This is a genomic window from Vibrio splendidus 12E03 (assembly GCF_000272105.2).
GTDB lineage: Bacteria > Pseudomonadota > Gammaproteobacteria > Enterobacterales > Vibrionaceae > Vibrio > Vibrio splendidus_I.
The window spans coordinates 1-19914 of the sequence record NZ_AJZD02000112.1; the positions used below are offsets into that span (position 1 = coordinate 1).

Here is a 19914-nt window from a genome sequence, read left to right on the forward strand (position 1 = left end):
CCTTTCTGCGTTTTTCGTGTTTAGTTCGATCATCTCGTTGATTGTTCAAATCCCAATTGGCTTCTTCACCATGCACCACTTAATCATCACCATACCTTTGCTGCCTGCTGCTTGGTTGGGTTACAAAGTGGCATTGATGACGACACAAAGCATCCCTAAAGAGAAGATACGCATTGGTTCATTGCTGCTATGTTCTATCAGTGGCTTTACAGCAATCTGGCAGGGGTTAGCTGGCTAGTTATTGGCGATAAAGACTGGAAGAAAAAAGACATCTTAAAAACCACAGATCAAACAGCCAATAGATAAAAGGACGTTCTATGACTTACGACGAATTCAATGCATTCTGTGAATCACTGCCTGCAACCAGCTATGTGATGCAGTGGAATAACTCTCACGTTTGGAAAGTGGGCGGCAAGGTGTTTGCGATTGGTGGTTGGGGGCCGAAAAATGAGCCTGCGTTTATCTTCAAGGCATCCGATCAGAATTTCGACTTTCTCAAAGAAGAGCCGGGCTATAAACCCGCACCCTACTTTGCTTCTCGTGGCATGAAGTGGATTCAGCTTTTTGAGAGCACATCAGAAAGGGATGAGGAACTAAGATACTACCTCACTGAGTCACACAGAATTGTGTCTTTGGGGCTTACCAAAAAGAAACAAGCAGAACTCGGGCTCAATCAGTAGCCAGAATCTCTGCTTGTTAAATATAGAATTATGCACTTCTTAAAAACTTAGGCAGCTCTTAAAACCTTAAGCCTCTCTTAAAAACTTAGGTGACTCTTAAAAACTTGGGCAATAAAGGTTCTATCTTTTGCGTTGGAATCAGTGGCACCAATAAATACATTAAACCCGCAAAGGCGATAGACGCCGCTAAGTCTTCAGGACGATGCATACCAAGCCAAACACGGCTATACGCTACACCACCAGCCCAAGCTAACATGCCACCTACAAGGTAAAAACGCTTCGCTTCTAAGAACAACCCACCAAAGAATGCCAAGCAAACACCCACGAAAATCATGTGTCCAGACGGGAATGAATAGTCTGTTTCGCCAAGCCAATGACGTGTTCGCCATTCACTGACCTTATCTTCTACTGACTCAATGGCCATGTTCTTTTCTTCTAGTGGCAGTTCATAAAACAACTCCGGCATATCAACCACTTCTTGGGTAACTAAGTACTCAGTATATGGGCGTGGACTCTCCGTTGATGATTTAAGGAATGTCTTTGCTGCAAAGCTTAACACCAATAAAATACCAAGCTGCAAACAAAGACTCACTAGCTTTGCTTTTGAGAACTTTAATGTCAGGACCAACAAAGAGAGAGTCGCGAGTGTGATTAGGAACCCTTGGTTACCCGCTGAATAAGTCACGAATGTCATCACAGCACCATAGAAAGGCAATACAGCACTTCCAAGGTCGAAGTCAGATCCAAAGATCAAAAAGGGTACTAGAGAATACAAGCTTAAAACGAGCAGTAATAAGCCTTTGGATTTGTTAGAAAACAGAGAAGTCATGGCTAAGATCTTTGAGATAAAGTGGTCGGATGCTATCGCAGCTTAGCATCGCCAATATCAATTTTATGTCAAAACGGTCAGTAAGCCGTCATGGTGTAACAATAATCGATTAAGGGGCCTCTTGAGTATTGAGCTGATGAACTGTCACTTCATCACCAATAATACAGACCATCCACTTGTGCACATATAGACATCAAAACCCACTAAACATAACCTGCGCCCGACTAAACACCACACGCCAAGGTCTGCCGATAAAGTGAACACTTACCTGATTATAAAGGCAGAATCTGAAAAACTTTGCTGTCAGTCCTTTAAATCCACTATCGAAAGGATTACCATCTGGTCTGCTTTCAAAGCAAAACAAATTATTAATTTTTATTCTCAGGGCGGGGCGAAATTCCCCACCGGCGGTATGTCCTTAGCAAAATCTAAAGATAAGCCCGCGAGCGCTCGATTCGTCGAGGTCAGCAGATCTGGTGAGATGCCAGAGCCGACGGTTATAGTCCGGATGAGAGAGAATGGAAACACACTCGTTTAAGTTGGAAAGGCGCACCTATCTATTGGGTTGATGCCTCCAACTCAGACGGGTGCATTTCGTTTTGGATAAAACCATAATGAGCTAAAGCCTCTTGTAATGAGTAGGCTTTGTCGTGCTCGGTTGAGATCCCTCATACAGCCCTGATTCTGGTGATATTTTAGGAGTTTAACCATGAATCAGTCTTCACTACTTGCCGAATTTGGCGAACCAATCACTCGCGTTGAAAACGCACTGCAAGCTCTACGCGAAGGTCGTGGCGTACTGCTACTTGACGATGAAGATCGTGAGAACGAAGGCGACATCATCTACTCAGTAGAACACCTGACGAATGCTCAAATGGCGCTTATGATCCGTGAATGCAGCGGCATTGTGTGCCTGTGTCTAACTGACGAGCAAGCAAACCAACTTGAACTTCCACCTATGGTTGTTGATAACAACAGCGCAAACCAAACTGCGTTCACCGTCACTATCGAAGCAAAAGTTGGCGTAACAACAGGTGTTTCTGCCGCTGACCGTGTAACAACGATCAAGACAGCTGCCAACCCAACAGCTAAGCCTACTGACCTTGCTCGCCCTGGCCACGTATTCCCGTTACGCGCGCGTAAAGGTGGTGTACTTGCTCGCCGTGGTCACACAGAAGGTACTGTGGATCTTATGCAAATGGCTGGTCTTCAATCAGCTGGCGTACTGTGTGAAGTAACCAACCCAGACGGCACAATGGCAAAAGCGCCAGAGATCGTTGCTTTCGGCAAACTACACAACATGCCAGTACTGACCATTGAAGATATGGTGATGTACCGCACTGAGTTCGATCTTAAGCTTGCGTAACGTTTAGTGCTAAACGCTTCTTAGCACTTAAGCTAACGAAACTCAGAAATGAACATTGAAAGGCCTCACTCTTACTGCTTTTTCTAGTTAAAAGTATATAAAGGGTGAGGCCTTCTTCATTTCCTACACTGAAATCTAAGTTCCATCTCCCCACCGGCGACTAACCTCTCAAAAAATCCTGCAAAACATGAGAAACATTCACTCGAATGGTGAACTCATGCACCATAATTGATCATCCATAATTATAGATAAATCATAAGCAACTGAAATATAACATTTATTTATTTTGGCACGGTGCCTGCACTACCACTAAGTAGGTATACAAATATTAGGAGTTGAATATGTTTGTAGTTATTTCAGTGGGTTTATCCCTATTAGTACTTGCGGCCCTGTTTCATTTCTCAAGGAAGAGACAAACAGCGCTATCACACCGGTTTGAAACCTTAGTTCTGCTTAGAGAATTATTGTTGTTATCACGCAAACACCGCGCAGCAACGCATTACGCTCTAGCATATAAATTGTCTAGTGAGTCGATTCGCAAAGTGAACGAGATTTACGACAACATACTTGAAGTCTCTGAGCTGCTTCAGTCCCATGTGTCGTTTGATAGCCGCCCTATGTATCGCATCTATCACCTCAAGCTCATCGCCATGCACAGTGACTGGCAAAACCGTAGCTTGGTGCGTAACCAATCGATTCATGGCAAAACGATACGTCACAGCATGTTCTTAATGGATGAAGTGATGATCATCTGGCTGATTCAGTCTGAACGAGAAGACATGAGCCGTGAGTATCACATGAATTGGCAACAGATCTTAGACTGCATGGAGATCCTGACCAAGTTACGCATGTGCATACCTGATATGGAGAAGCCTGAGGAGTACGCGAGATTCAAATTCTACGCATCTCAAACACACCGCAAACTTAACCAATTATCGATTATCTGCCCTATCAGCAGTGGATCTCCCATTTGCACACGTGCGATGCATGCACTCACCGAGATCGCATCAAGTACTGAAGCAACCCAACCAGCAGATAGCATGTACGAATTAACCAGTGATATATCTACTGTGGTATCGCAAGTTTACGACCAAGTATTATCCGACATCACTAGAAACTTGTATCAGCCTTTACCAGACGTAAACGAAAAGGTGATAAATACCCGATTATCCGTACATCATTACATGTAAAGACTTCGTGAGAGGAGAGCGTGCTGGAACTCTGAATTATTGAGTTCAAATCCGATATCACCATTGATATCGGATTTTTGTATTTATGAGTTTTAAAAATTCTATTGCTATATCATTGCCTATGAAGTTTCAAACATCCCCAGACTTGATATCGCTAGACCAAACCTCGGCAGCAAAATCTATGAACTGACGCACAACCGGCAGCTGATAACTACGAGACAAATACACCGCCCACAGCACACTACTCGGTGAAACAAAATCATCCAAAATTCGTTTCAATTTGCCATCCGCAATCAGTGGATTGGCTAAATCACAGGGCAATCGAACAACCCCTTTACCATGCTGTGCAGCGCGGGTTAATACCCCAACATCATTAGCTTTGATAGTGCCCGACACCTCAACAGAAAAGTGCTGATTATCCTTAACGAAATCCCACTTAGAAACACTCAAATGGCGAAAACAATTGTGCTGTCGAAGCTCGTCGACTGTTTTAGGTTCACCATGTTTGTCTAAATAAGCTTGCGATGCACACACCACCGAATCAATTTCCATTAGCTTTCGAGCAATCAAACTATCGTCAGGTTGATCGGTATAGCGCAGCGCAATATCGATTCTGTCGTCCACCAGCTGAGCAAAACGGTCAGAAGCAAAAAGTTCTACCGTGATATTGGGATGAAGCTCTGTGAACTGTTCAACCACATCCAATAACATGTGCTGAGTTAAACCAATCGGAGCAGCAATTCGAATCACACCTGAAAGAGCATCGGTTTGATTCAGTGCGGTCACTTCTAACTCCGCCGTTTCATGGAGTATTTTCTCGCAGCGCTGTAAGGCAATCTCTCCTGTCGCGGTCAAACTCACCTTACGAGTGGTTCTGTGCAACAACCGCTGTTTTAGCCACCCTTCGATCTCTTGAACATGGCGTGAAACCTGTAAACGGCTCATATCCAAATGCTCAGCTGCTTGAGTGAAGCTGGCACAATTTGCGACTTCAACAAAGCTACGCATCGCCGTCAATCTATCCATCACACTTTTCCTTATCCACTGAACTAAGCCTATTAGATAACTATATAGATACAATCTACATCATTTTACGATATTTATCGCAATATAGTGAGCTATTAGACTGCAATGGCTGTCGAGAAACAGACTCAATAAATTAGATAATTGGAGAGACATTATGAAAATTGCATTATTAGGCGCATCAGGTTGGATTGGTAGTCACATTGCTCAAGAAGCTCAATCTCGTGGTCACGACGTGGTTGCTGTAGTAAGAGATGCAAGCAAAGTAGAAACCAAAGGTGTTGAGGTTCGTTCATTTGATTTACAAGATGAAGCCGCAAATCTAGCAAGCGCACTATCCGGCGTTGATGCAGTAATCACTTCGATTGGCGGACGTGCTTTGGGCAATCACGACATCGTAAAAAACACTGCGACTAAATTGCTGGAAACATTACCGAGCATTGGTATCGAGCGCCTACTTTGGGTTGGCGGTGCAGGCTCATTAGAAGTGGCGCCAAACATTCCGTTAGTTACTGTTCCTGACTTCCCTGCGGATTACAAAAACGAAGCGCTAGCACAGGGCGAAGCGCTTGAAGTGTTCAGACAATCTGATAACGAAGTTAACTGGACGTTCATTAGCCCTGCAGCAGAAATCTTCCCGGGCGATAAGCTATCAACCTACCGCACTGGTGGTGATCAACTGCTCACCGACGAAGATGGCAACAGCAAAATATCCGTCAGCGATTACGCCATTGCGATGATTGATGAACTAGAAGCTGGCAAGTTCCCGCGTCAACGTATTGGTGTCGCTTACTAGTCTGCCCATATGTGAAAATTGAAAAAGCCGATTGCTCAAAGCAATGCGGCTTTTTCATCTTTATATGGAGCATTCCTCTAATCCAATGGCAAGTGCCCCGTTTTCACGAGGATAACGGTCTCTTCTTCCACATATGGAAAATGCTCGCTCATATGAGGGCTGCGCATCCATGTGTGTTTTGGATACTCGCCATGTTCATCTTTAAAGGTGCCAGACAACACAAAGATCTCTTCACCGCCAAAGTGACGATGCGGCTGAAAACGTTCACCAACTGGCCACTTAACTAAAGCGACATGCTCGCGTTCGAATTCATGCAGTGGCATCACTTGTAAACCGCCGATACCTGCAAGCCATTCCGTTTCTAGCGTATTGATACGAACTTGAGTTAAGTCTCTCGCATCAAACTGATTAAGCTTAACCAAGATCGTACAGCCATTTTTGCTTGATGGGGAGTGCGCGCTGCCCGGCGGATTACGGATATAAGTGCCTGCAGGGAAGTCTCCTGTTTCATCAGAGAATACACCGTCTAACACGAAGATCTCTTCGCCTTGCGGATGCGGATGCTCAGAAAACGAAGATTCAGGATCGTACTTCACCACACTGGTCGTGTGGCCCGATTCTTTCTCTTCTCTTTCTAGCGGCTTACGCCATACCCCTTTGGCAGGGCTTGCAATCCAATCTAATGATTCGGTTTCAATAACCAGTTTCTTTGAAAAGTCCATGTTGAACATAATGGCGACCTTACTCTTGTTATCGTTTTAATTATTATTGTTGTCTTTCTAGTTTCTATTCTACGCGAATACTCATCAAGGAGGCCATCTCGCTGCTATTTTGCCTACGCGACAGCCACCTAAAAAGAATCCTAATTAATTGCGACCAGCAATCACACCGCCATCAACATCCCAGATTGCACCCGTTACCCAATCAGCACTGTCTGACAATAAGAAAGAGATGCTATTAGCGATGTCTTTCGGCAAACCTACTCGACCAATAGGGTGGAACGCGTTGAAGCCTTCTAACGCTTGATCCACTTCTTCCGGTTTAATGAAAGATTCGTAAATCGGCGTTTTAACCACAGCCGGGGAAACCGCATTCACGCGAATGTTATGCTCAGCCAGTTCCATTGCCATGTGTTGTGTTAATGCGTGCAGGCCAGCTTTAGCCATTGAATAGGCAGAAGATGGCGTCGCTTTGATTGCTTGCTTACCCCACATAGAACCAACGTTAACCACACTGCCACCGCCGTTCTTGATCATCAATTTGCTTATCGCTTGAGTGATGAAGAAGGTTGCTTTATTCAGCTGCATATATTGCTCGTAATCAGATTCTTGGTGCTCAATAAACGCCTTAGGGTTGAAGTAGCCAGCCGCATTAACAAGGTAACCAATACCCTCTTCAAGCGACTCTAGATGCGCGATAAGATTCGACACACTTGCATCATCATAAAGGTTAGCTTGCCAACCAGAGGCGTGGCCTAGTGATTGCAGTTCTGACACCGCTTTATCTAACTTAGTTGGGTTATTGCCTACAACCAACACATGGATGTTTTGAGCGACTAACTGCTTCGCTGTTTCAAAGCCCATACCGCTTGTGCCACCGATTACTACTGCAATACCATTTTTAGTGAAGTTCATTTTGTTATCTCCTAAGTCATGTGAACGTGGTAATCTTAGGCTTTGAACTAACACTATGAATAGTAAGTACAAATCGGTTAGGTAGGTACTTATTGGTACATCTTTATGAAAAATCAGGAAAACTTTTTTTCAAGAAAATCAGCACCAGAACGTTCCGCTCGTATGGTAGAAACCATCTACGGCTGTAAATGGTCGCTAACAGTTTACCAATTATTGGCAAATGGCATTAATCGCCCCGGTGAAATGGTACGTTCGGTCGAAGGGTTATCGACTAAGGTACTGAATGAATGTTTGAAGCGAAATGTGGAGTTCGGGATTTTAGATAAGCAAATGTTCAACGAACTGCCACCAAGAGTTGAGTATCAGGTAACGCCTTTTGGTGAGAAGTTTTTACTGATTCTGGATCAACTGGAAAGCCTGCAAAACGAAATCGACGAGATGTAAACCAAACCAGTCAAACGAATAGCAGACACAGCAAAAACAACTAGCTCACTGGCATTTGTTCAAAGCGACCTTTCACAAAATCAATGAAGGTTCGAATTCGACTTGGTTGATAGCGGTCTCGATGGTAGATCGCTGAAAAGTCCACTTTAGGCACCACCCAATCATCAAACACCTGCTCTAGTTGTCCGTCATTGAGTTCTTGCAAGCAATAGATGGTTGGAACACGAATAATTCCATTGCCTGATTTCGCGCCCTGCACCAACACTCGACCGTTTTTACATTGCAGCCTACCCGTCACATGCACATCAACCGTTTTCTTGGTGTCGTCCACAGCTTGAAAGCTCCACTTACGCACCGAACCGGTTAAGCAATCATGATGGATCAGCTCTTTAGGGTGATTGGGCCTTCCTTTACGAACGAAATACTCTGGGCTTGCCAGTGTTCCCATTTCAATGTCCAATAGTTTTCTTGCGATAAAACCCGCATCTTCAAGGCTCCCCATACGAAAAGCGATATCGAAAGCATCTTCAATCATGTCGACTCGGTTACTACTAAAATCAAGGCTAATACTGATGTCTGGGTAGAGCTGCATAAACTCAGTCACTAGATCCGCAATGATCACTTCACCCAGATAACCGCCGACACAGTTTACTTTTATGTCGCCGCGCACTTCTTCGACATCGTCCACAGCAGCAATCAACGCTTGGTCTATATTATCTAAGGCTTGTTCGCACCTCGCGTACAGAGCTTGCCCTGCGTGCGTCAGCCTCAAGGTTCGAGTGGTGCGGATAAACAGTGTCACACCCATCTGTTTTTCCAGGCTACTCACTTGGCGTGATACGTGGGAGCGTGACACATCAAGCTCCTCCGCTGCTTTAGTGAAGTTACCTAAACGAGCGATAAGCACGAAAGAACGAATATCAGACAGGTTAATTTGATTGAGCATGACCGCCAGCTTACTAATGAAGTTATGAGATAGACGCTTTTATTGTTGCACTACAGCAACAGTGTTTCAAGTAAAGCGCTATATATCAACAATGCTATTTTCCTTAATATACCTCCATCGCAACGAAGCAAGGCACCAAGCACTTGATTCGAATGCACTTAAACAGCACGTCGTAGCCAACCGACGCAATAAAAGTACAGAGGAAATAAAATGAAAAAACTAATCGTAATTACAGGTGCAAGCTCTGGTATTGGTGAAGCAATCGCTCGTCGTCTAAGCGATGAAGGTCACCCTCTGCTACTTTTAGCTCGTCGTGTTAACCGCCTTGAAGCGCTGAACCTACCAAACTCACTATCAGTGAAAGTAGACGTAACAGACAAAGCGTCTTTTGATGCAGCAATCGCACAAGGTGAAGCGAAGTTTGGTCCTGTCGATGCACTTATCAACAACGCTGGCGCAATGCTTCTTGGTCAAATCGATACTCAAGACGCACAAGAGTGGAAGACAATGTTCGATGTGAACGTGATTGGTCTTCTAAACGGCATGCAATCTGTACTTGCTCCGATGATGGAACGCAACACAGGTACTATCATCAACATCAGCTCTATCGCGGGTAAGAAAACATTCCCAAGCCATGCAGCTTACTGTGGTACTAAGTTCGCGGTTCACGCTATTTCTGAGAACGTTCGTGAAGAAGTTGCCGCTTCAAACGTTCGTGTTACTACAATTGCACCGGGTGCTGTAGAAACTGAGCTTCTATCTCACACAACATCTCAAGAGATCAAAGACGATTACGATTCTTGGAAAGAAGACATGGGCGGCGTATTGGCAGCTGACGATATTGCACGCGCTGTATCATTCGCTTACCAACAACCACAGAACGTATGTATCCGTGAAATCGCTCTAGCACCAACTAAGCAACAGCCATAGGCCTTTGCTATCGCGACTAAATCAACGATGAAATAAGCGATGAAATAAAAAAGCGCCACGACTTAACAAGTCATGGCGCTTTTGTTTTGATTCAATCAAATTGTTAGCAATAAGCGAGATTAGAACTCAACTCGGTAAACTGACGTGCTACCACTCACTTCGTTGCCCACCGCAATAAAGTGGTTATCAGAGCGAGTGAAATACTTGATTGACTCTGGACCTAGGTCACCCGCTTTCGAGTTGTAAGTATCGTTGTCGCAATCACCGTCTTCATCAACTTTGGTACACACTGGTTGTGTAAAGCCTCGGTTGTTCAAGTAACTGATGAAACTTGCGCTTTCAGGCTGTGTCACGTCGTAAACCATGATGCCACCTTGGCGCTCAAGACCAATAAAAGCATAGTGCTTACCGTTAATCTCAGCGACTTCAATAGCTTCAGGTTCTACCCCTTTATCATCGCTGCGATCGTCACCGCTTTGGTTGTTATCATTGGTGCTGTTGAAGTTTGCAGGATCTTGATCAAGTACGATTCGAGCAAAATCATCGCCGCTATCAAACACTAACTCTCCTGACTCATCCCAGATAGAGAACGAGCGGCTGCCGAATGCTTGAACCTTTTGGTCAGCAGCGAGTGTCCCTTGTGGCTTAATCACCTTAAGACGTGCAAGTTGCTTGTTGTCTATCAATGCTCCAGCTAATGGGTGGTTAGCATCAACGTCTAACTTCTTGCCGCGTACTTCATCGACATACGCGATACAAAAGTCTTTTTCCGTGGCGTAGTTTTCGGTGCCTTGATAGTCATCGCCATCCCACTCGAAACCTTTCTCATCACACATTTTTTGCGTGGTCTTGATGCCATATTCACGACCATCACCTTCGTTCGCAGTCACGATGTAGGTGTTGCCCTCAACACTGTAGCTAGTGATGCTATCTGGCATGTAAAGACCTTCTAACATCGCGTAATTTTGTAGATTACCGATGTTTTTGTCTTTGTTTGACGCGTCTAGCTTAGCGTTATCCCAAGGCTTTCCGCCTAGACCAAAAATCGCATCCACATGTGCACTCGCCACATCAATCGCGGCCAAAGCGTTGTTCTCTTGAAGGGCAACGTAGAGTTTTCCGTTATCCGCAAACGTTAGGTATTCCGGTTCAAGATCTTGAGCAATGGTTGCATTTGGCGCAGAGATTCGAACCTTATCGGTTAGCTCTGCATGGCGAGGCTGACCTTGATTGAATGCCTTGAAATCAATCTGAGTGACTGTCGCTTGCAAAGGACCATTGGTTAAATCCACCAGCGTTACTGAACCTTCAGGATCAATGCTGTAATCCGCATTCGGCTCACCTTCATTTGCAGAGGCAATGTAGCGACCATCTTTCGAGAAGCTCACCATGTCCGGTAATGCACCAGCCGCATAAGTAGTGATCAGCTCTAACGTGTCTGAACGATAAAGTGCAATAATGCCGTTTTGTTGCTTGTCGGCATTTTCAATCGCGACAGCAACTAATCCTTGATGAGTCGACACACTGTTCGCTGCACCAATATCAATACCAGAAGCTGCAGCCGCTGATTGAAGATCAATAGAACCCGCAGATGTTGGTGCGCTGTCAGCGTTCATCGATAACACATCAACTTTCTGAGCTTGAGCGTTCACAACATAAAGCTTGTCGGTACATGAATCGTAGCTGACGATTTCGGCTGCAGAAGTATCAAACGGGGCGTCGGCAATTGAACGGCTAACTAGGCTGATTCCAGTTACCTCAGCATTGGAAGCTCTTGGCTGCTCGATCGATTGGCATTGAAGGCTAAAAGCATCAAGTGATGTTTGAGATGGCGTAGCAGTCGTTGGTGATGTTGGTTGAGAACAGCCTACTAGAGCAGAACTTACCGCGATAGGCAGTAATAATGCCAGCTTATTAAATTTACGATTCATATATCCTCCATAATTTGAATCGCGATTTTATGAGGTGGTTATGACAGCTATCTTTCTGTTTTGTTAACAATAGATGACGACAATAGGTCTACTTTACCCTTAACAACAAAGCGTTACAGTGACTAATTCATTAACAATAAAAAAAGGCGCACAAGCTGGCTGGTGCTTGAGCGCCTTAGTAAACTGAATCGTGGATTAGAAGTTGTAACCGCCACCGATCATGAATACCCATGGGTCGATATCAACGTCTGTTGAGAACTGTTGACCGTTAAACTTATATTTTGCAGTAGTACCGATATCTGCATACCAGACCGATGCATTCAAGAACCAATCTTCATTGATCATGTAGTCCATACCGATGTTTGCAGCAAGACCCCAAGAGTCATCAAGAGATAAATCGCTTAAACCTAGATCTTTCGCTCCTTGGTTCAATGACTCATCGAAGAATACCGTATAGTTGATACCTGCGCCTACGTAAGGGCGGAAGTCACTATTTGCTTGACCAAAATAGTACTGAACCATGAACGTTGGTGGTAGGTGTTTTGTATCAGCAATTTCACCTAGGCCAGTAGCAGAAATGTTGTGAGAAAATGGGCTTGCCGCTAGTACTTCAAGGCTGATGTTGTCAGTAAACATGTAACCGAAAGTCAAACCAAGCTGAGTGTTTGAATCTACAGAGAACTCTGTATTCGGATCATTTAACACAGCACCGCTACTATCATTTGGAGATACCGTTGCTGCACCTGCACGGATGATGAAATCACCTTCTTTATGAGCAAGAACATTGGTTGACATAAGAGCCGCAATAACCGCAATACCACATACTGTTTTTTTCATTATAATTTCCTTTTGGGGGCTTAATCTTTGTTGGTGAATGAGTAATCATTTCTTATTTTGCGTGCAAGGTATCATAGAATAACCCTACTTTATTGATGGAAATCAATTTGTGAAAAGTTGTGATTATTTATGTAAATTTATATCGACCCGATCACTTTATTCCTTCATTTTATTGACAGTTTTGTAATGCAGCTTTTCCGTGCGTCATTTTGTTAATCCAATCCCTTCACTTTGTTCGGATCTTTTTTGGATCAAAATAGAGCAAGCCAATATCTCGCACGCATCATTTTGGTGCAGAACAACAAGAATCAATCTCGCCTCGTATAATATTCAATGAGTTACATTTGGCTTAGTGCTTGCAAGTCTATGTTCATAATCATAAATACATTGAGGTTCTGACTATGCAAGACACTCTAACAATCGTTCTGGCCGGCGGTGTTGGCTCTCGGCTTTCCCCTCTCACCGATAACCGCGCAAAACCTGCGGTACCTTTTGGTGGCAAATATCGAATCATCGATTTCACTCTCGCGAACTGCTTACACTCTGGGCTACGCCAAATTTTAGTGCTGACTCAGTACAAGTCTCACTCTTTGCAAAAACATTTGAGAGATGGTTGGTCGGTGCTTAACCCCGAGCTCGGCGAATACATCACCAATGTTCCCCCACAAATGCGAACGGGTGATAGCTGGTACAGCGGTACTGCCGATGCGATTTATCAAAACTTGTACCTACTTTCGCGCAGTGAAGCCAAGCATGTGGTGGTGTTATCCGGTGACCATATCTATCGCATGGATTACGCACCAATGCTCAAGCAGCACAAAAAGAACGAGGCCGACCTAACTGTGGCGTGCATGGAGGTTTCGATTGATGAAGCCAAAGAGTTTGGTGTGATGGAGATAGATGAATCTCTAGAGATCAATAACTTTACCGAAAAGCCACGTTACCCTGCATGTGTACCTGGTAGGCCAACTCGAAGCATGGCTTCAATGGGTATTTACGTCTTTGATAAGGAAGTACTGACTCAAGCACTATTGGCGGATGCAGAAGATCCGAACTCAAGCCACGATTTTGGTAAAGACATCATTCCTAAATTGGTCGGCAACAACAGTGTTTATGCATACAAGTTTGGGGATGAAGAAGGCCGAGTGACCCAAGATGCGTACTGGAGAGATGTTGGTACTATCGACTCTTATTACCAATCCAACATGGACCTGTTAAAACCAGCTTCGCCTATCGATTTATATCAACCTGATTGGGCAATTCGCACCTATGACCAGCAACTGCCACCAGCGCGAACCATCGCTTCTGTAGAGGGGAACCAAGGGATATTCATCAACTCGATGATCGCGAATGGGGTAGTGATTGAAGGTGGTTCGGCGCAAAACTCTATCTTCTTCCCTAAAGTGAAAGTCAGTAATGCCGCAATTGTGATTGATAGTATTTTGTTTGAAGATGTTGAGATTGGAAAAAATTGCCACATACAAAACTGCATCATCGATAAGAACGTTAAAGTACCAGATGGGACTCAAATTGGCATAGATAGCCTTGCCGACGCCAAGCGCTTCCACATATCAAAACAAGGCGTGATTGTGGTGCCCTCTTCTTACCAATTTGAAGAGTAACCTTTAACGTTGGCGTAGCTTTGCTTTAAACGAAAAAAGGCAGCGAATTCGCTGCCTTCTTATTTAATCACACAGCTTCAGTTAAGCCTTAACTGTCCATGTATTCGATTAAACAGAAACCTTAGAAAGGCCCTAACTCAATCATTTGAGCAATCACAACGGAAACCAAAGCGCCTACCGACCAAAACAAGAACAACGGCAAGAAGAAACGAACCCACTTGGTGTAAGGCACTTTTGCAATAGCCAATACCGCTAACAAGCCACCATTGGTTGGGTAAATATAGTTAGAGATACCATCACCCAATTGAGAAGCCAGTGCCGCCACTTGACGAGTCACTTCACCAATATCTGCCAACGGAATAATGATTGGCATGGTAATCACCGCTTGGCCACTGCCAGACGGAATGAATAGGTTGATCGCAGCCTGCGAGAAGTAGATCCCTGCTGCTGCCACAAGTTTAGAGCTACCAGAAATGATCTGTGCAAGATAGAAGATAATAGAATCAACAATCTTCGCGTCTTCCATAATGGTTAGCACTGAACGAGCAAAGAAGATGATCAGTACCGCAACCAATACATCGCTAACACCTTTGGTCCAGTACTCACAAATCTTGTTCGGAGATAAGCCCGCCACCAAACCTGGAATAATCGCCATCGCCACGAATGCACCTGCAATCTCAGTGAAGCCGAAACCCATCGTCAACGTGCCGAAGATCATGTATGCGAACACGCCCAAGAACGCGATGCCCGCAAGCTTTTCACGTGTGGTCAGTGTTTTCGCTTCAACGTTAGATTCGTAGTGATAACCCGTACCGTGCAACAAGCCTTTGGTTGGGTCTTGCTTAACTTTGCGCGCGTAGTTAAGTACATACCAAGCACCTGTTAGTAACATGAACATGCCAACAATAAAGCGATACCACATGCCTGAATACATAGGCAGTTCAGCGATAGTGTGTGCGATACCCGTAAAGAATGGGTTAGCCAAAGCCGCGGCGAAACCGGCACAACTTGCCAGTAAAACAACACCAAGTGCCGTGATCGCGTCATAGCCAAGCTTGATACAGATCGGGATCATCAAAGAGATAAAGATGACATCAAGTTCACGCATACCGGTGAAGGTAACGTTGAAGAAGATCGCCGTCATGATCACAGGTGCAATCACGTACAAGCCCTGCTTCTTTAGCTTAGTGGTTAATGCAACAACGGATGCGTCTAACAAGCCCATGTGTTTGATAATGCCAAAAGCACCACCCACAAATACCACAACGCCCATCACGCCAGAAGCGGATTTGAAGCCTTTAAAAAATGATTCGAAAAAAGAGGCTAATGTTGTTGGGTTGCTGGTCAATTGTGTGTAGCTGTCTGGGTCGATAACCGTGCGGCCATTCATGAACAATCGCTCGAATTCACCAGCAGGGATCAAGTAAGTTGCGATTGCAGCAACGATCACCATGATAACCAAAGAGAGAAACGGGTGGTTTACTTCTTTCTCCGTCGGCGCTGCGTTACCAGCTTGAGATGTAGGTACGGATGTAGATACCGTAGTCGTCATATAGACTCCTTATTTGTCAGCAACTAAGGATCACTTAGCCACCGAGAGGGATTTTTGGAAAAACGAAACCCTTCACGCTGAACTAAGTTCGCGCTAATTTAGGCTGTTTCAAAAAGGCCTTTGATAGATGGTGCTCTCAAATGTACATAGTGAAGTAGTGAGTACTACTCTCTTTGCGTCCGAGCAAAATGCAGATGTTTAGCCAAGTCAGGCCAAACTGAATGAGGTCATTACAAGCAGGTAAACAGAAAAGTCTGTTTTGGTAATGCGTTTTTTATCAATTACAAAGACAAGCGGCGCATACTAGCACAACGAGTCATTAATTGTCAGAAAAGTGTGATTTTCGTCATATTTTTGGTGAGCAACAAAAAAGCGCCCACTAATAAGCAAGGCGCTTTTCTGCAATCGAATCGAGTTACTTAGGTGCTAATTCGTAGTTTTCTTGCATCTCATGAGGGGCAATCCCGTACTCATAATCTGCTAAGTAGCCATCCTTATAGACCTTCATTCCCTTCTCATCCCAGCTCACTTTGATCATCGCCGTGTTGCCATCTTCACTGCCTAACAGCTTCAGCATTTCTGCATCAATCTTAATGGCTTTGATGGTTTTAATACGCTTAAACGGCTTAAATTCAGTGGTCGAGGTTGGCAAAGAACCGTAGCTGCTGATCCACGTATCTTTAGGTACTAGCCATTGGTTGAAAACATCATCAACAATCGCTTTCGGCATGCTTGCGATAACAACAGAATCTGTCATTACGTTGTTTGTCTCTAGGCTGTAACCGCCCTTTCCATCCGAAACATAAGTAGGAAAATCAATGCCAATTTCAGACTCGGCTGGTAAACGGCCTAAGGTGACCGACTTCTTAACGTACAGTTCTGCCGTTTCAAATTGCTGCATGATCTCAGGGATCTTCTGAAATTCAACTGGGGCAGCAAAAACATTAAAAGCGAAAGAAAGGGAAGCTGCGATTACAGCGAATTTAACAGGCATTTTCATGTTAATAAATCCAAGTTTAACGAAGCCGTTAGAGTATCCCGTACTAAAATTCATCTCAATATATCATTGCTCTTTATCTCAGTAATTGTGATATCGACAGAGCAGGTATGTTTTGTTCACTAAAATGGATGTGGATTTATAAAAGAAGACTAGAATAAGTATTTGGAGTAATGCGTGATTAGGGCGATAAAAACTAAGTTGAAAGAGTGAATTGGAGTAATACTTCAAAGGTGAGGGATTTTTAAACACGTTTGAAATTCACGAAACATAATATGCGATCAGTTCATCGGACTTTCAAGGGAGTAACAAGAGAATATTTGATAACACTGAAGTCAATCACACATGTGCTAATTCTCAGTTGGTTAATCTATCCGATGTTTGCTACGTTTAAATGACACAGTCATTGGAAAGGTATGATTTATGAAAATAAATGTTCAAACACATCATGTATCAATTAACGACGAGTCACGCAAAGACATCGAAGGTAAATTCGAGAAGATATCTAACCATTTCCCATCACTGATCAGTTGCGACATCATCATTACTAAAGAACACGGTCAACATCAGGTTGAAGTATTCACCAACTACGAAGGTGTACGAGTAACAGCAAAATCGACAGATGATGTTATGTACCCAGCTATCGCTGCAGCACTTAAGAAACTTGAAGCGGGCCTAAGTAACCGTAAGGGACAATTGAAAGCCGACCTACACGAGAAACCAACAAGCACGAAGCCAGAGATTGCTTCGGACATCATCCAAGAGATGAAATTGGTATAAATCGATAAGTAGTTAAAGCGAAATAACGAATAGACACTTATTAAGAATTTCAAAGCCAGCACATTTGCTGGCTTTTTCGATCTTAAATCCAAGCAAACCTTCCCTTCTTTACTGCCTCTCGAATACAGCTCAAACCCACATCATTTTAAACGCCCTTAAGTTCTTAGCAGCTATAACAATCACTTGTGGGATTTGATACAGTTATAAACAGAAGTGTAGACCACAACGGAATGTTTATTATGAAGAAAGTCGCGTTGATCCTTTTCCTTGCTACTCAATTAATGGCTTGTACCGAGGTTGGTAGTGAAGCTTGGTGTGCGGATATGAAAGAAAAGCCTAAAGGTGACTGGACGGCTAATGAAGCGGGCGATTTTGCCAAGCACTGTATTTTCTAATCACGTTAGCTTCTAATTCTACATTGAGCTGAATTAATACGCTCTGTGTAAAACAATCCATGGAATAAGTGAGTTTTAATGGAACACCAACTAGACAACAACGGCGTTGTTGCCTAAATCAGTTGAACCTTTTTCGAGTCCTGCGATCTGATCCTTTATGATGGTTAGAGCGGTGACAACATGGGTAAGGCGAAAAAGAAGATAACTAACTGGGCGGAGTACAATAAGGCTTTGTGCAAACGGGGCTCGGTTACGTTCTGGATAGATGATACAGCCGTAGATGCATGGCGATGCAAAACCCATCATGGTAAGCGTGGTAGAGGCTTTCAGTACTCTGATACAGCGATTGAAACTGCCTTGATGATTAAAGGAGTATTCTCATTACCATTGCGTGCTCTTCAAGGTTTTATCGACTCTATCTTTGAGTTATTGGATGTTCCACTGACATCCCCAGACTACACCTGTATCAGTAAACGCTCGAAGACAGTCCAGGTGAAATACCGTAATAAATCTAAAGGGGCTATTCGTCATATAGCCATTGACTCGACTGGTCTCAAAGTCTTTGGCGAAGGGGAGTGGAAGGTGAAGAAGCACGGTGCCGAAAAACGTAGAACATGGCGCAAGCTGCACTTAGCCGTTGATGTAGATACCCATGAAGCCATTAGTGCCGAGGTCAGCCTAGTAAATGTTGGTGATAGCGAAGTGCTGCCAACGTTACTCAACCCTTTACGTAGAAAGATCGATGCTGTATCTGCCGATGGAGCATATGACACAAAAAGTTGCCACAATACTCTGAAAAATAAAGGTTGTACTCCGTTGATACCACCTCGAAAGAATGCAGCGTTTTGGGAAGATGGGCATCCCAGAAATGAAGCTGTAGAGGCTCTGAAAAACGGAACAATAGCGGAGTGGAAATCCGAGTCTGGTTATCACTATCGCTCAATATCTGAGACCGCAATGTCTCGATATAAAGGACTAACCAGCGGTAAATTGAGCTTGAGGTGTTACAACGCTCAGGTGGGTGAAATCATGGCGAATGTCAAAGCTATAAACAAAGTCATAGGACTAGGCATGCCTGTTCGAAGCTAACGGTGAGTCACATATGGCGTCGTTGACCTTCAAGCTGATTTGATCAACAACGCCGACAACAACTGGAAGCACATCGAATGGGTATTAACCGACGTCGATGACACGCTCACTTGGCAAGGCTCATTGCCTCCAGAAACCCTAATTGCGTTACAAAAGCTGAGAGACAGTGGAATCAAAGTGGTCGCTGTAACGGGAGCCTGTGCTGGTTGGTGTGACCATATTGCGCAGCTTTGGCCTGTCGATGCCGTGCTAGGAGAGAACGGCGCCTTCTTACTAGAGAAGCAAGATGGTGCATTACAACTCTCATCTGAAACACCGCTAGAACAAGTGCGTCAGAACCAAGCAAAGCTAAAACAAGAAGTTGAAGCGATCTTGTTGAGTTACCCCGACCTTTCGCTAACTTTGGATCAATCTTACCGCTTGTGTGAGGTCGCGATTGATATCGGCCAAAACCGTAAGCCTGTTGATCCTGAAACTGTTCAAGCGGTACTCGAAAGAATACACGCTTTAGGCGCACACGCGACGGCAAGTTCGATTCATATCAACGCTTGGTACGGCGAACACTCAAAGAAAAACGCCGTGCACCGTTTCCTTGCTAATAAAGGCTTATCGCTTGAGCAAATCCACAATCAAGCCTGCTATGTCGGCGATTCAATGAATGATCAGCAGATGTTCGAATCACTTCCACTTACCGTTGGCGTGGCAAACATTCAACATTATTGGGATAAGCTAGAGCATCATCCAAGCAGGGTCATGTCGCAGCCTGGTGGCTATGGGTTTGCAGAATTTGTGGATTCGCTGCTGGCAGTTAAAAGCTAGACACTTAAAAACGAGTCACGCCCTTCTACTTCTAACAAGGTCTTAAGTCACTCA

General features: G+C 44.2%; 20 protein-coding genes, 1 pseudogene and 1 riboswitch. Of the genes and pseudogenes, 12 read left to right on the top strand and 9 right to left on the bottom strand.

Annotation, left to right across the window (positions count from 1 at the left end; all coding sequences use genetic code 11):
- Together A142_RS09110 and A142_RS09115 are read left to right on the top strand one after the other, a co-directional pair.
- Positions 1 to 238: pseudogene (locus A142_RS09110) on the top strand (sulfite exporter TauE/SafE family protein); the annotation flags it as partial.
- A 79-nt stretch (positions 239 to 317) separates the two neighbouring features.
- Positions 318 to 680 carry an MmcQ/YjbR family DNA-binding protein gene (locus tag A142_RS09115; protein WP_019821323.1) on the top strand — a complete coding sequence of 121 codons (363 nt, stop codon included), beginning with the start codon at positions 318 to 320 and terminating at the stop codon, positions 678 to 680.
- 85 nt (positions 681 to 765) lie between these two features.
- On the opposite strand, the gene A142_RS09120 is transcribed toward A142_RS09115, so the two are convergent.
- Positions 766 to 1509: a phosphatase PAP2 family protein gene (locus A142_RS09120; RefSeq protein WP_019821324.1), complete on the bottom strand. Its 744-nt coding sequence runs from the start codon at positions 1507 to 1509 to the stop codon at positions 766 to 768.
- 373 nt (positions 1510 to 1882) lie between these two features.
- Positions 1883 to 2033: riboswitch (FMN riboswitch) on the top strand.
- A gap of 185 nt (positions 2034 to 2218) precedes the next feature.
- On the opposite strand from A142_RS09120, the gene ribB reads away from it, so the two are divergent.
- A complete protein-coding gene (gene ribB, locus A142_RS09125; protein ID WP_017054827.1) occupies positions 2219 to 2875 on the top strand; it encodes a 3,4-dihydroxy-2-butanone-4-phosphate synthase in 657 nt (218 codons plus the stop codon).
- A gap of 341 nt (positions 2876 to 3216) precedes the next feature.
- Positions 3217 to 4065 (top strand): hypothetical protein, encoded by an 849-nt coding sequence (locus tag A142_RS09130; protein WP_019821326.1) that lies wholly within the window; start codon positions 3217 to 3219, stop codon positions 4063 to 4065.
- A gap of 129 nt (positions 4066 to 4194) precedes the next feature.
- Here the strand turns inward: A142_RS09130 and A142_RS09135 are convergent, their stop codons facing one another.
- Positions 4195 to 5091 carry a LysR family transcriptional regulator gene (locus A142_RS09135; RefSeq protein ID WP_029405368.1) on the bottom strand — a complete coding sequence of 299 codons (897 nt, stop codon included), beginning with the start codon at positions 5089 to 5091 and terminating at the stop codon, positions 4195 to 4197.
- 154 nt (positions 5092 to 5245) lie between these two features.
- On the opposite strand from A142_RS09135, the gene A142_RS09140 reads away from it, so the two are divergent.
- On the top strand, positions 5246 to 5884 hold the full coding sequence (locus tag A142_RS09140) for an NAD(P)-dependent oxidoreductase (RefSeq protein ID WP_019821330.1): 639 nt from the start codon (positions 5246 to 5248) through the stop codon (positions 5882 to 5884).
- 77 nt (positions 5885 to 5961) lie between these two features.
- Here A142_RS09140 and A142_RS09145 read toward each other — a convergent pair whose 3' ends face one another.
- Together A142_RS09145 and A142_RS09150 are read right to left on the bottom strand one after the other, a co-directional pair.
- Positions 5962 to 6615 (bottom strand): cupin domain-containing protein, encoded by a 654-nt coding sequence (locus A142_RS09145; protein WP_019821332.1) that lies wholly within the window; start codon positions 6613 to 6615, stop codon positions 5962 to 5964.
- A gap of 135 nt (positions 6616 to 6750) precedes the next feature.
- Positions 6751 to 7518 (bottom strand): SDR family NAD(P)-dependent oxidoreductase, encoded by a 768-nt coding sequence (locus A142_RS09150; RefSeq protein ID WP_029405369.1) that lies wholly within the window; start codon positions 7516 to 7518, stop codon positions 6751 to 6753.
- 105 nt (positions 7519 to 7623) lie between these two features.
- Here A142_RS09150 and A142_RS09155 point away from each other — a divergent pair, with 105 nt between their 5' ends.
- Positions 7624 to 7962, top strand: a complete 339-nt coding sequence (locus A142_RS09155; protein WP_004741127.1) for a winged helix-turn-helix transcriptional regulator — start codon at positions 7624 to 7626, stop codon at positions 7960 to 7962.
- A gap of 40 nt (positions 7963 to 8002) precedes the next feature.
- On the opposite strand, the gene A142_RS09160 is transcribed toward A142_RS09155, so the two are convergent.
- A complete protein-coding gene (locus tag A142_RS09160) occupies positions 8003 to 8908 on the bottom strand; it encodes a LysR family transcriptional regulator (protein ID WP_019821335.1) in 906 nt (301 codons plus the stop codon).
- A gap of 210 nt (positions 8909 to 9118) precedes the next feature.
- Between A142_RS09160 and A142_RS09165 the strand changes: the two genes are divergently transcribed.
- The gene (locus A142_RS09165; protein ID WP_019821337.1) at positions 9119 to 9838 is read left to right on the top strand and encodes an SDR family oxidoreductase; all 720 of its coding nucleotides are present in this window, start codon (positions 9119 to 9121) and stop codon (positions 9836 to 9838) included.
- Between the two features lie 119 nt (positions 9839 to 9957).
- Here A142_RS09165 and A142_RS09170 read toward each other — a convergent pair whose 3' ends face one another.
- Both A142_RS09170 and ompW read right to left on the bottom strand, forming a co-directional pair.
- Positions 9958 to 11769, bottom strand: coding sequence for a choice-of-anchor I family protein (locus tag A142_RS09170; RefSeq protein ID WP_019821339.1), 1812 nt, complete (start codon positions 11767 to 11769; stop codon positions 9958 to 9960).
- A gap of 195 nt (positions 11770 to 11964) precedes the next feature.
- Positions 11965 to 12606, bottom strand: a complete 642-nt coding sequence (gene ompW / locus A142_RS09175) for an outer membrane protein OmpW (protein WP_019821341.1) — start codon at positions 12604 to 12606, stop codon at positions 11965 to 11967.
- 401 nt (positions 12607 to 13007) lie between these two features.
- On the opposite strand from ompW, the gene glgC reads away from it, so the two are divergent.
- Positions 13008 to 14228: a glucose-1-phosphate adenylyltransferase gene (gene glgC, locus A142_RS09180; protein ID WP_019821344.1), complete on the top strand. Its 1221-nt coding sequence runs from the start codon at positions 13008 to 13010 to the stop codon at positions 14226 to 14228.
- A 121-nt stretch (positions 14229 to 14349) separates the two neighbouring features.
- On the opposite strand, the gene A142_RS09185 is transcribed toward glgC, so the two are convergent.
- Positions 14350 to 15780: a YfcC family protein gene (locus tag A142_RS09185; RefSeq protein ID WP_019821346.1), complete on the bottom strand. Its 1431-nt coding sequence runs from the start codon at positions 15778 to 15780 to the stop codon at positions 14350 to 14352.
- Positions 15781 to 16195: 415 nt separating this feature from the next.
- Positions 16196 to 16780 carry a hypothetical protein gene (locus A142_RS09190; protein ID WP_019821348.1) on the bottom strand — a complete coding sequence of 195 codons (585 nt, stop codon included), beginning with the start codon at positions 16778 to 16780 and terminating at the stop codon, positions 16196 to 16198.
- A 420-nt stretch (positions 16781 to 17200) separates the two neighbouring features.
- Here A142_RS09190 and hpf point away from each other — a divergent pair, with 420 nt between their 5' ends.
- From hpf to A142_RS09205, 4 genes are all read left to right on the top strand, one after another.
- The gene (gene hpf / locus A142_RS09195; protein WP_017061680.1) at positions 17201 to 17557 is read left to right on the top strand and encodes a ribosome hibernation-promoting factor, HPF/YfiA family; all 357 of its coding nucleotides are present in this window, start codon (positions 17201 to 17203) and stop codon (positions 17555 to 17557) included.
- Between the two features lie 239 nt (positions 17558 to 17796).
- Positions 17797 to 17952, top strand: coding sequence for a DUF3012 domain-containing protein (locus tag A142_RS24280; RefSeq protein WP_017631564.1), 156 nt, complete (start codon positions 17797 to 17799; stop codon positions 17950 to 17952).
- 180 nt (positions 17953 to 18132) lie between these two features.
- Complete coding sequence (locus tag A142_RS09200; RefSeq protein WP_019821353.1) at positions 18133 to 19041, top strand: IS5 family transposase; 909 nt, start codon at positions 18133 to 18135, stop codon at positions 19039 to 19041.
- 39 nt (positions 19042 to 19080) lie between these two features.
- Positions 19081 to 19860: an HAD-IIB family hydrolase gene (locus A142_RS09205; RefSeq protein ID WP_029405370.1), complete on the top strand. Its 780-nt coding sequence runs from the start codon at positions 19081 to 19083 to the stop codon at positions 19858 to 19860.
- The last annotated feature ends 54 nt before the right edge of the window (positions 19861 to 19914 follow it).

Coding starts and splice junctions, on each gene's coding strand:
- A142_RS09115 (WP_019821323.1), top strand. CDS start 318: ATGACTTACGACGAATTCAATGCATTCTGTGAATCACTGCCTGCAACC.
- A142_RS09120 (WP_019821324.1), bottom strand. CDS start 1,509: ATGACTTCTCTGTTTTCTAACAAATCCAAAGGCTTATTACTGCTCGTT.
- ribB (WP_017054827.1), top strand. CDS start 2,219: ATGAATCAGTCTTCACTACTTGCCGAATTTGGCGAACCAATCACTCGC.
- A142_RS09130 (WP_019821326.1), top strand. CDS start 3,217: ATGTTTGTAGTTATTTCAGTGGGTTTATCCCTATTAGTACTTGCGGCC.
- A142_RS09135 (WP_029405368.1), bottom strand. CDS start 5,091: ATGGATAGATTGACGGCGATGCGTAGCTTTGTTGAAGTCGCAAATTGT.
- A142_RS09140 (WP_019821330.1), top strand. CDS start 5,246: ATGAAAATTGCATTATTAGGCGCATCAGGTTGGATTGGTAGTCACATT.
- A142_RS09145 (WP_019821332.1), bottom strand. CDS start 6,615: ATGTTCAACATGGACTTTTCAAAGAAACTGGTTATTGAAACCGAATCA.
- A142_RS09150 (WP_029405369.1), bottom strand. CDS start 7,518: ATGAACTTCACTAAAAATGGTATTGCAGTAGTAATCGGTGGCACAAGC.
- A142_RS09155 (WP_004741127.1), top strand. CDS start 7,624: ATGAAAAATCAGGAAAACTTTTTTTCAAGAAAATCAGCACCAGAACGT.
- A142_RS09160 (WP_019821335.1), bottom strand. CDS start 8,908: ATGCTCAATCAAATTAACCTGTCTGATATTCGTTCTTTCGTGCTTATC.
- A142_RS09165 (WP_019821337.1), top strand. CDS start 9,119: ATGAAAAAACTAATCGTAATTACAGGTGCAAGCTCTGGTATTGGTGAA.
- A142_RS09170 (WP_019821339.1), bottom strand. CDS start 11,769: ATGAATCGTAAATTTAATAAGCTGGCATTATTACTGCCTATCGCGGTA.
- ompW (WP_019821341.1), bottom strand. CDS start 12,606: ATGAAAAAAACAGTATGTGGTATTGCGGTTATTGCGGCTCTTATGTCA.
- glgC (WP_019821344.1), top strand. CDS start 13,008: ATGCAAGACACTCTAACAATCGTTCTGGCCGGCGGTGTTGGCTCTCGG.
- A142_RS09185 (WP_019821346.1), bottom strand. CDS start 15,780: ATGACGACTACGGTATCTACATCCGTACCTACATCTCAAGCTGGTAAC.
- A142_RS09190 (WP_019821348.1), bottom strand. CDS start 16,780: ATGAAAATGCCTGTTAAATTCGCTGTAATCGCAGCTTCCCTTTCTTTC.
- hpf (WP_017061680.1), top strand. CDS start 17,201: ATGAAAATAAATGTTCAAACACATCATGTATCAATTAACGACGAGTCA.
- A142_RS24280 (WP_017631564.1), top strand. CDS start 17,797: ATGAAGAAAGTCGCGTTGATCCTTTTCCTTGCTACTCAATTAATGGCT.
- A142_RS09200 (WP_019821353.1), top strand. CDS start 18,133: ATGGGTAAGGCGAAAAAGAAGATAACTAACTGGGCGGAGTACAATAAG.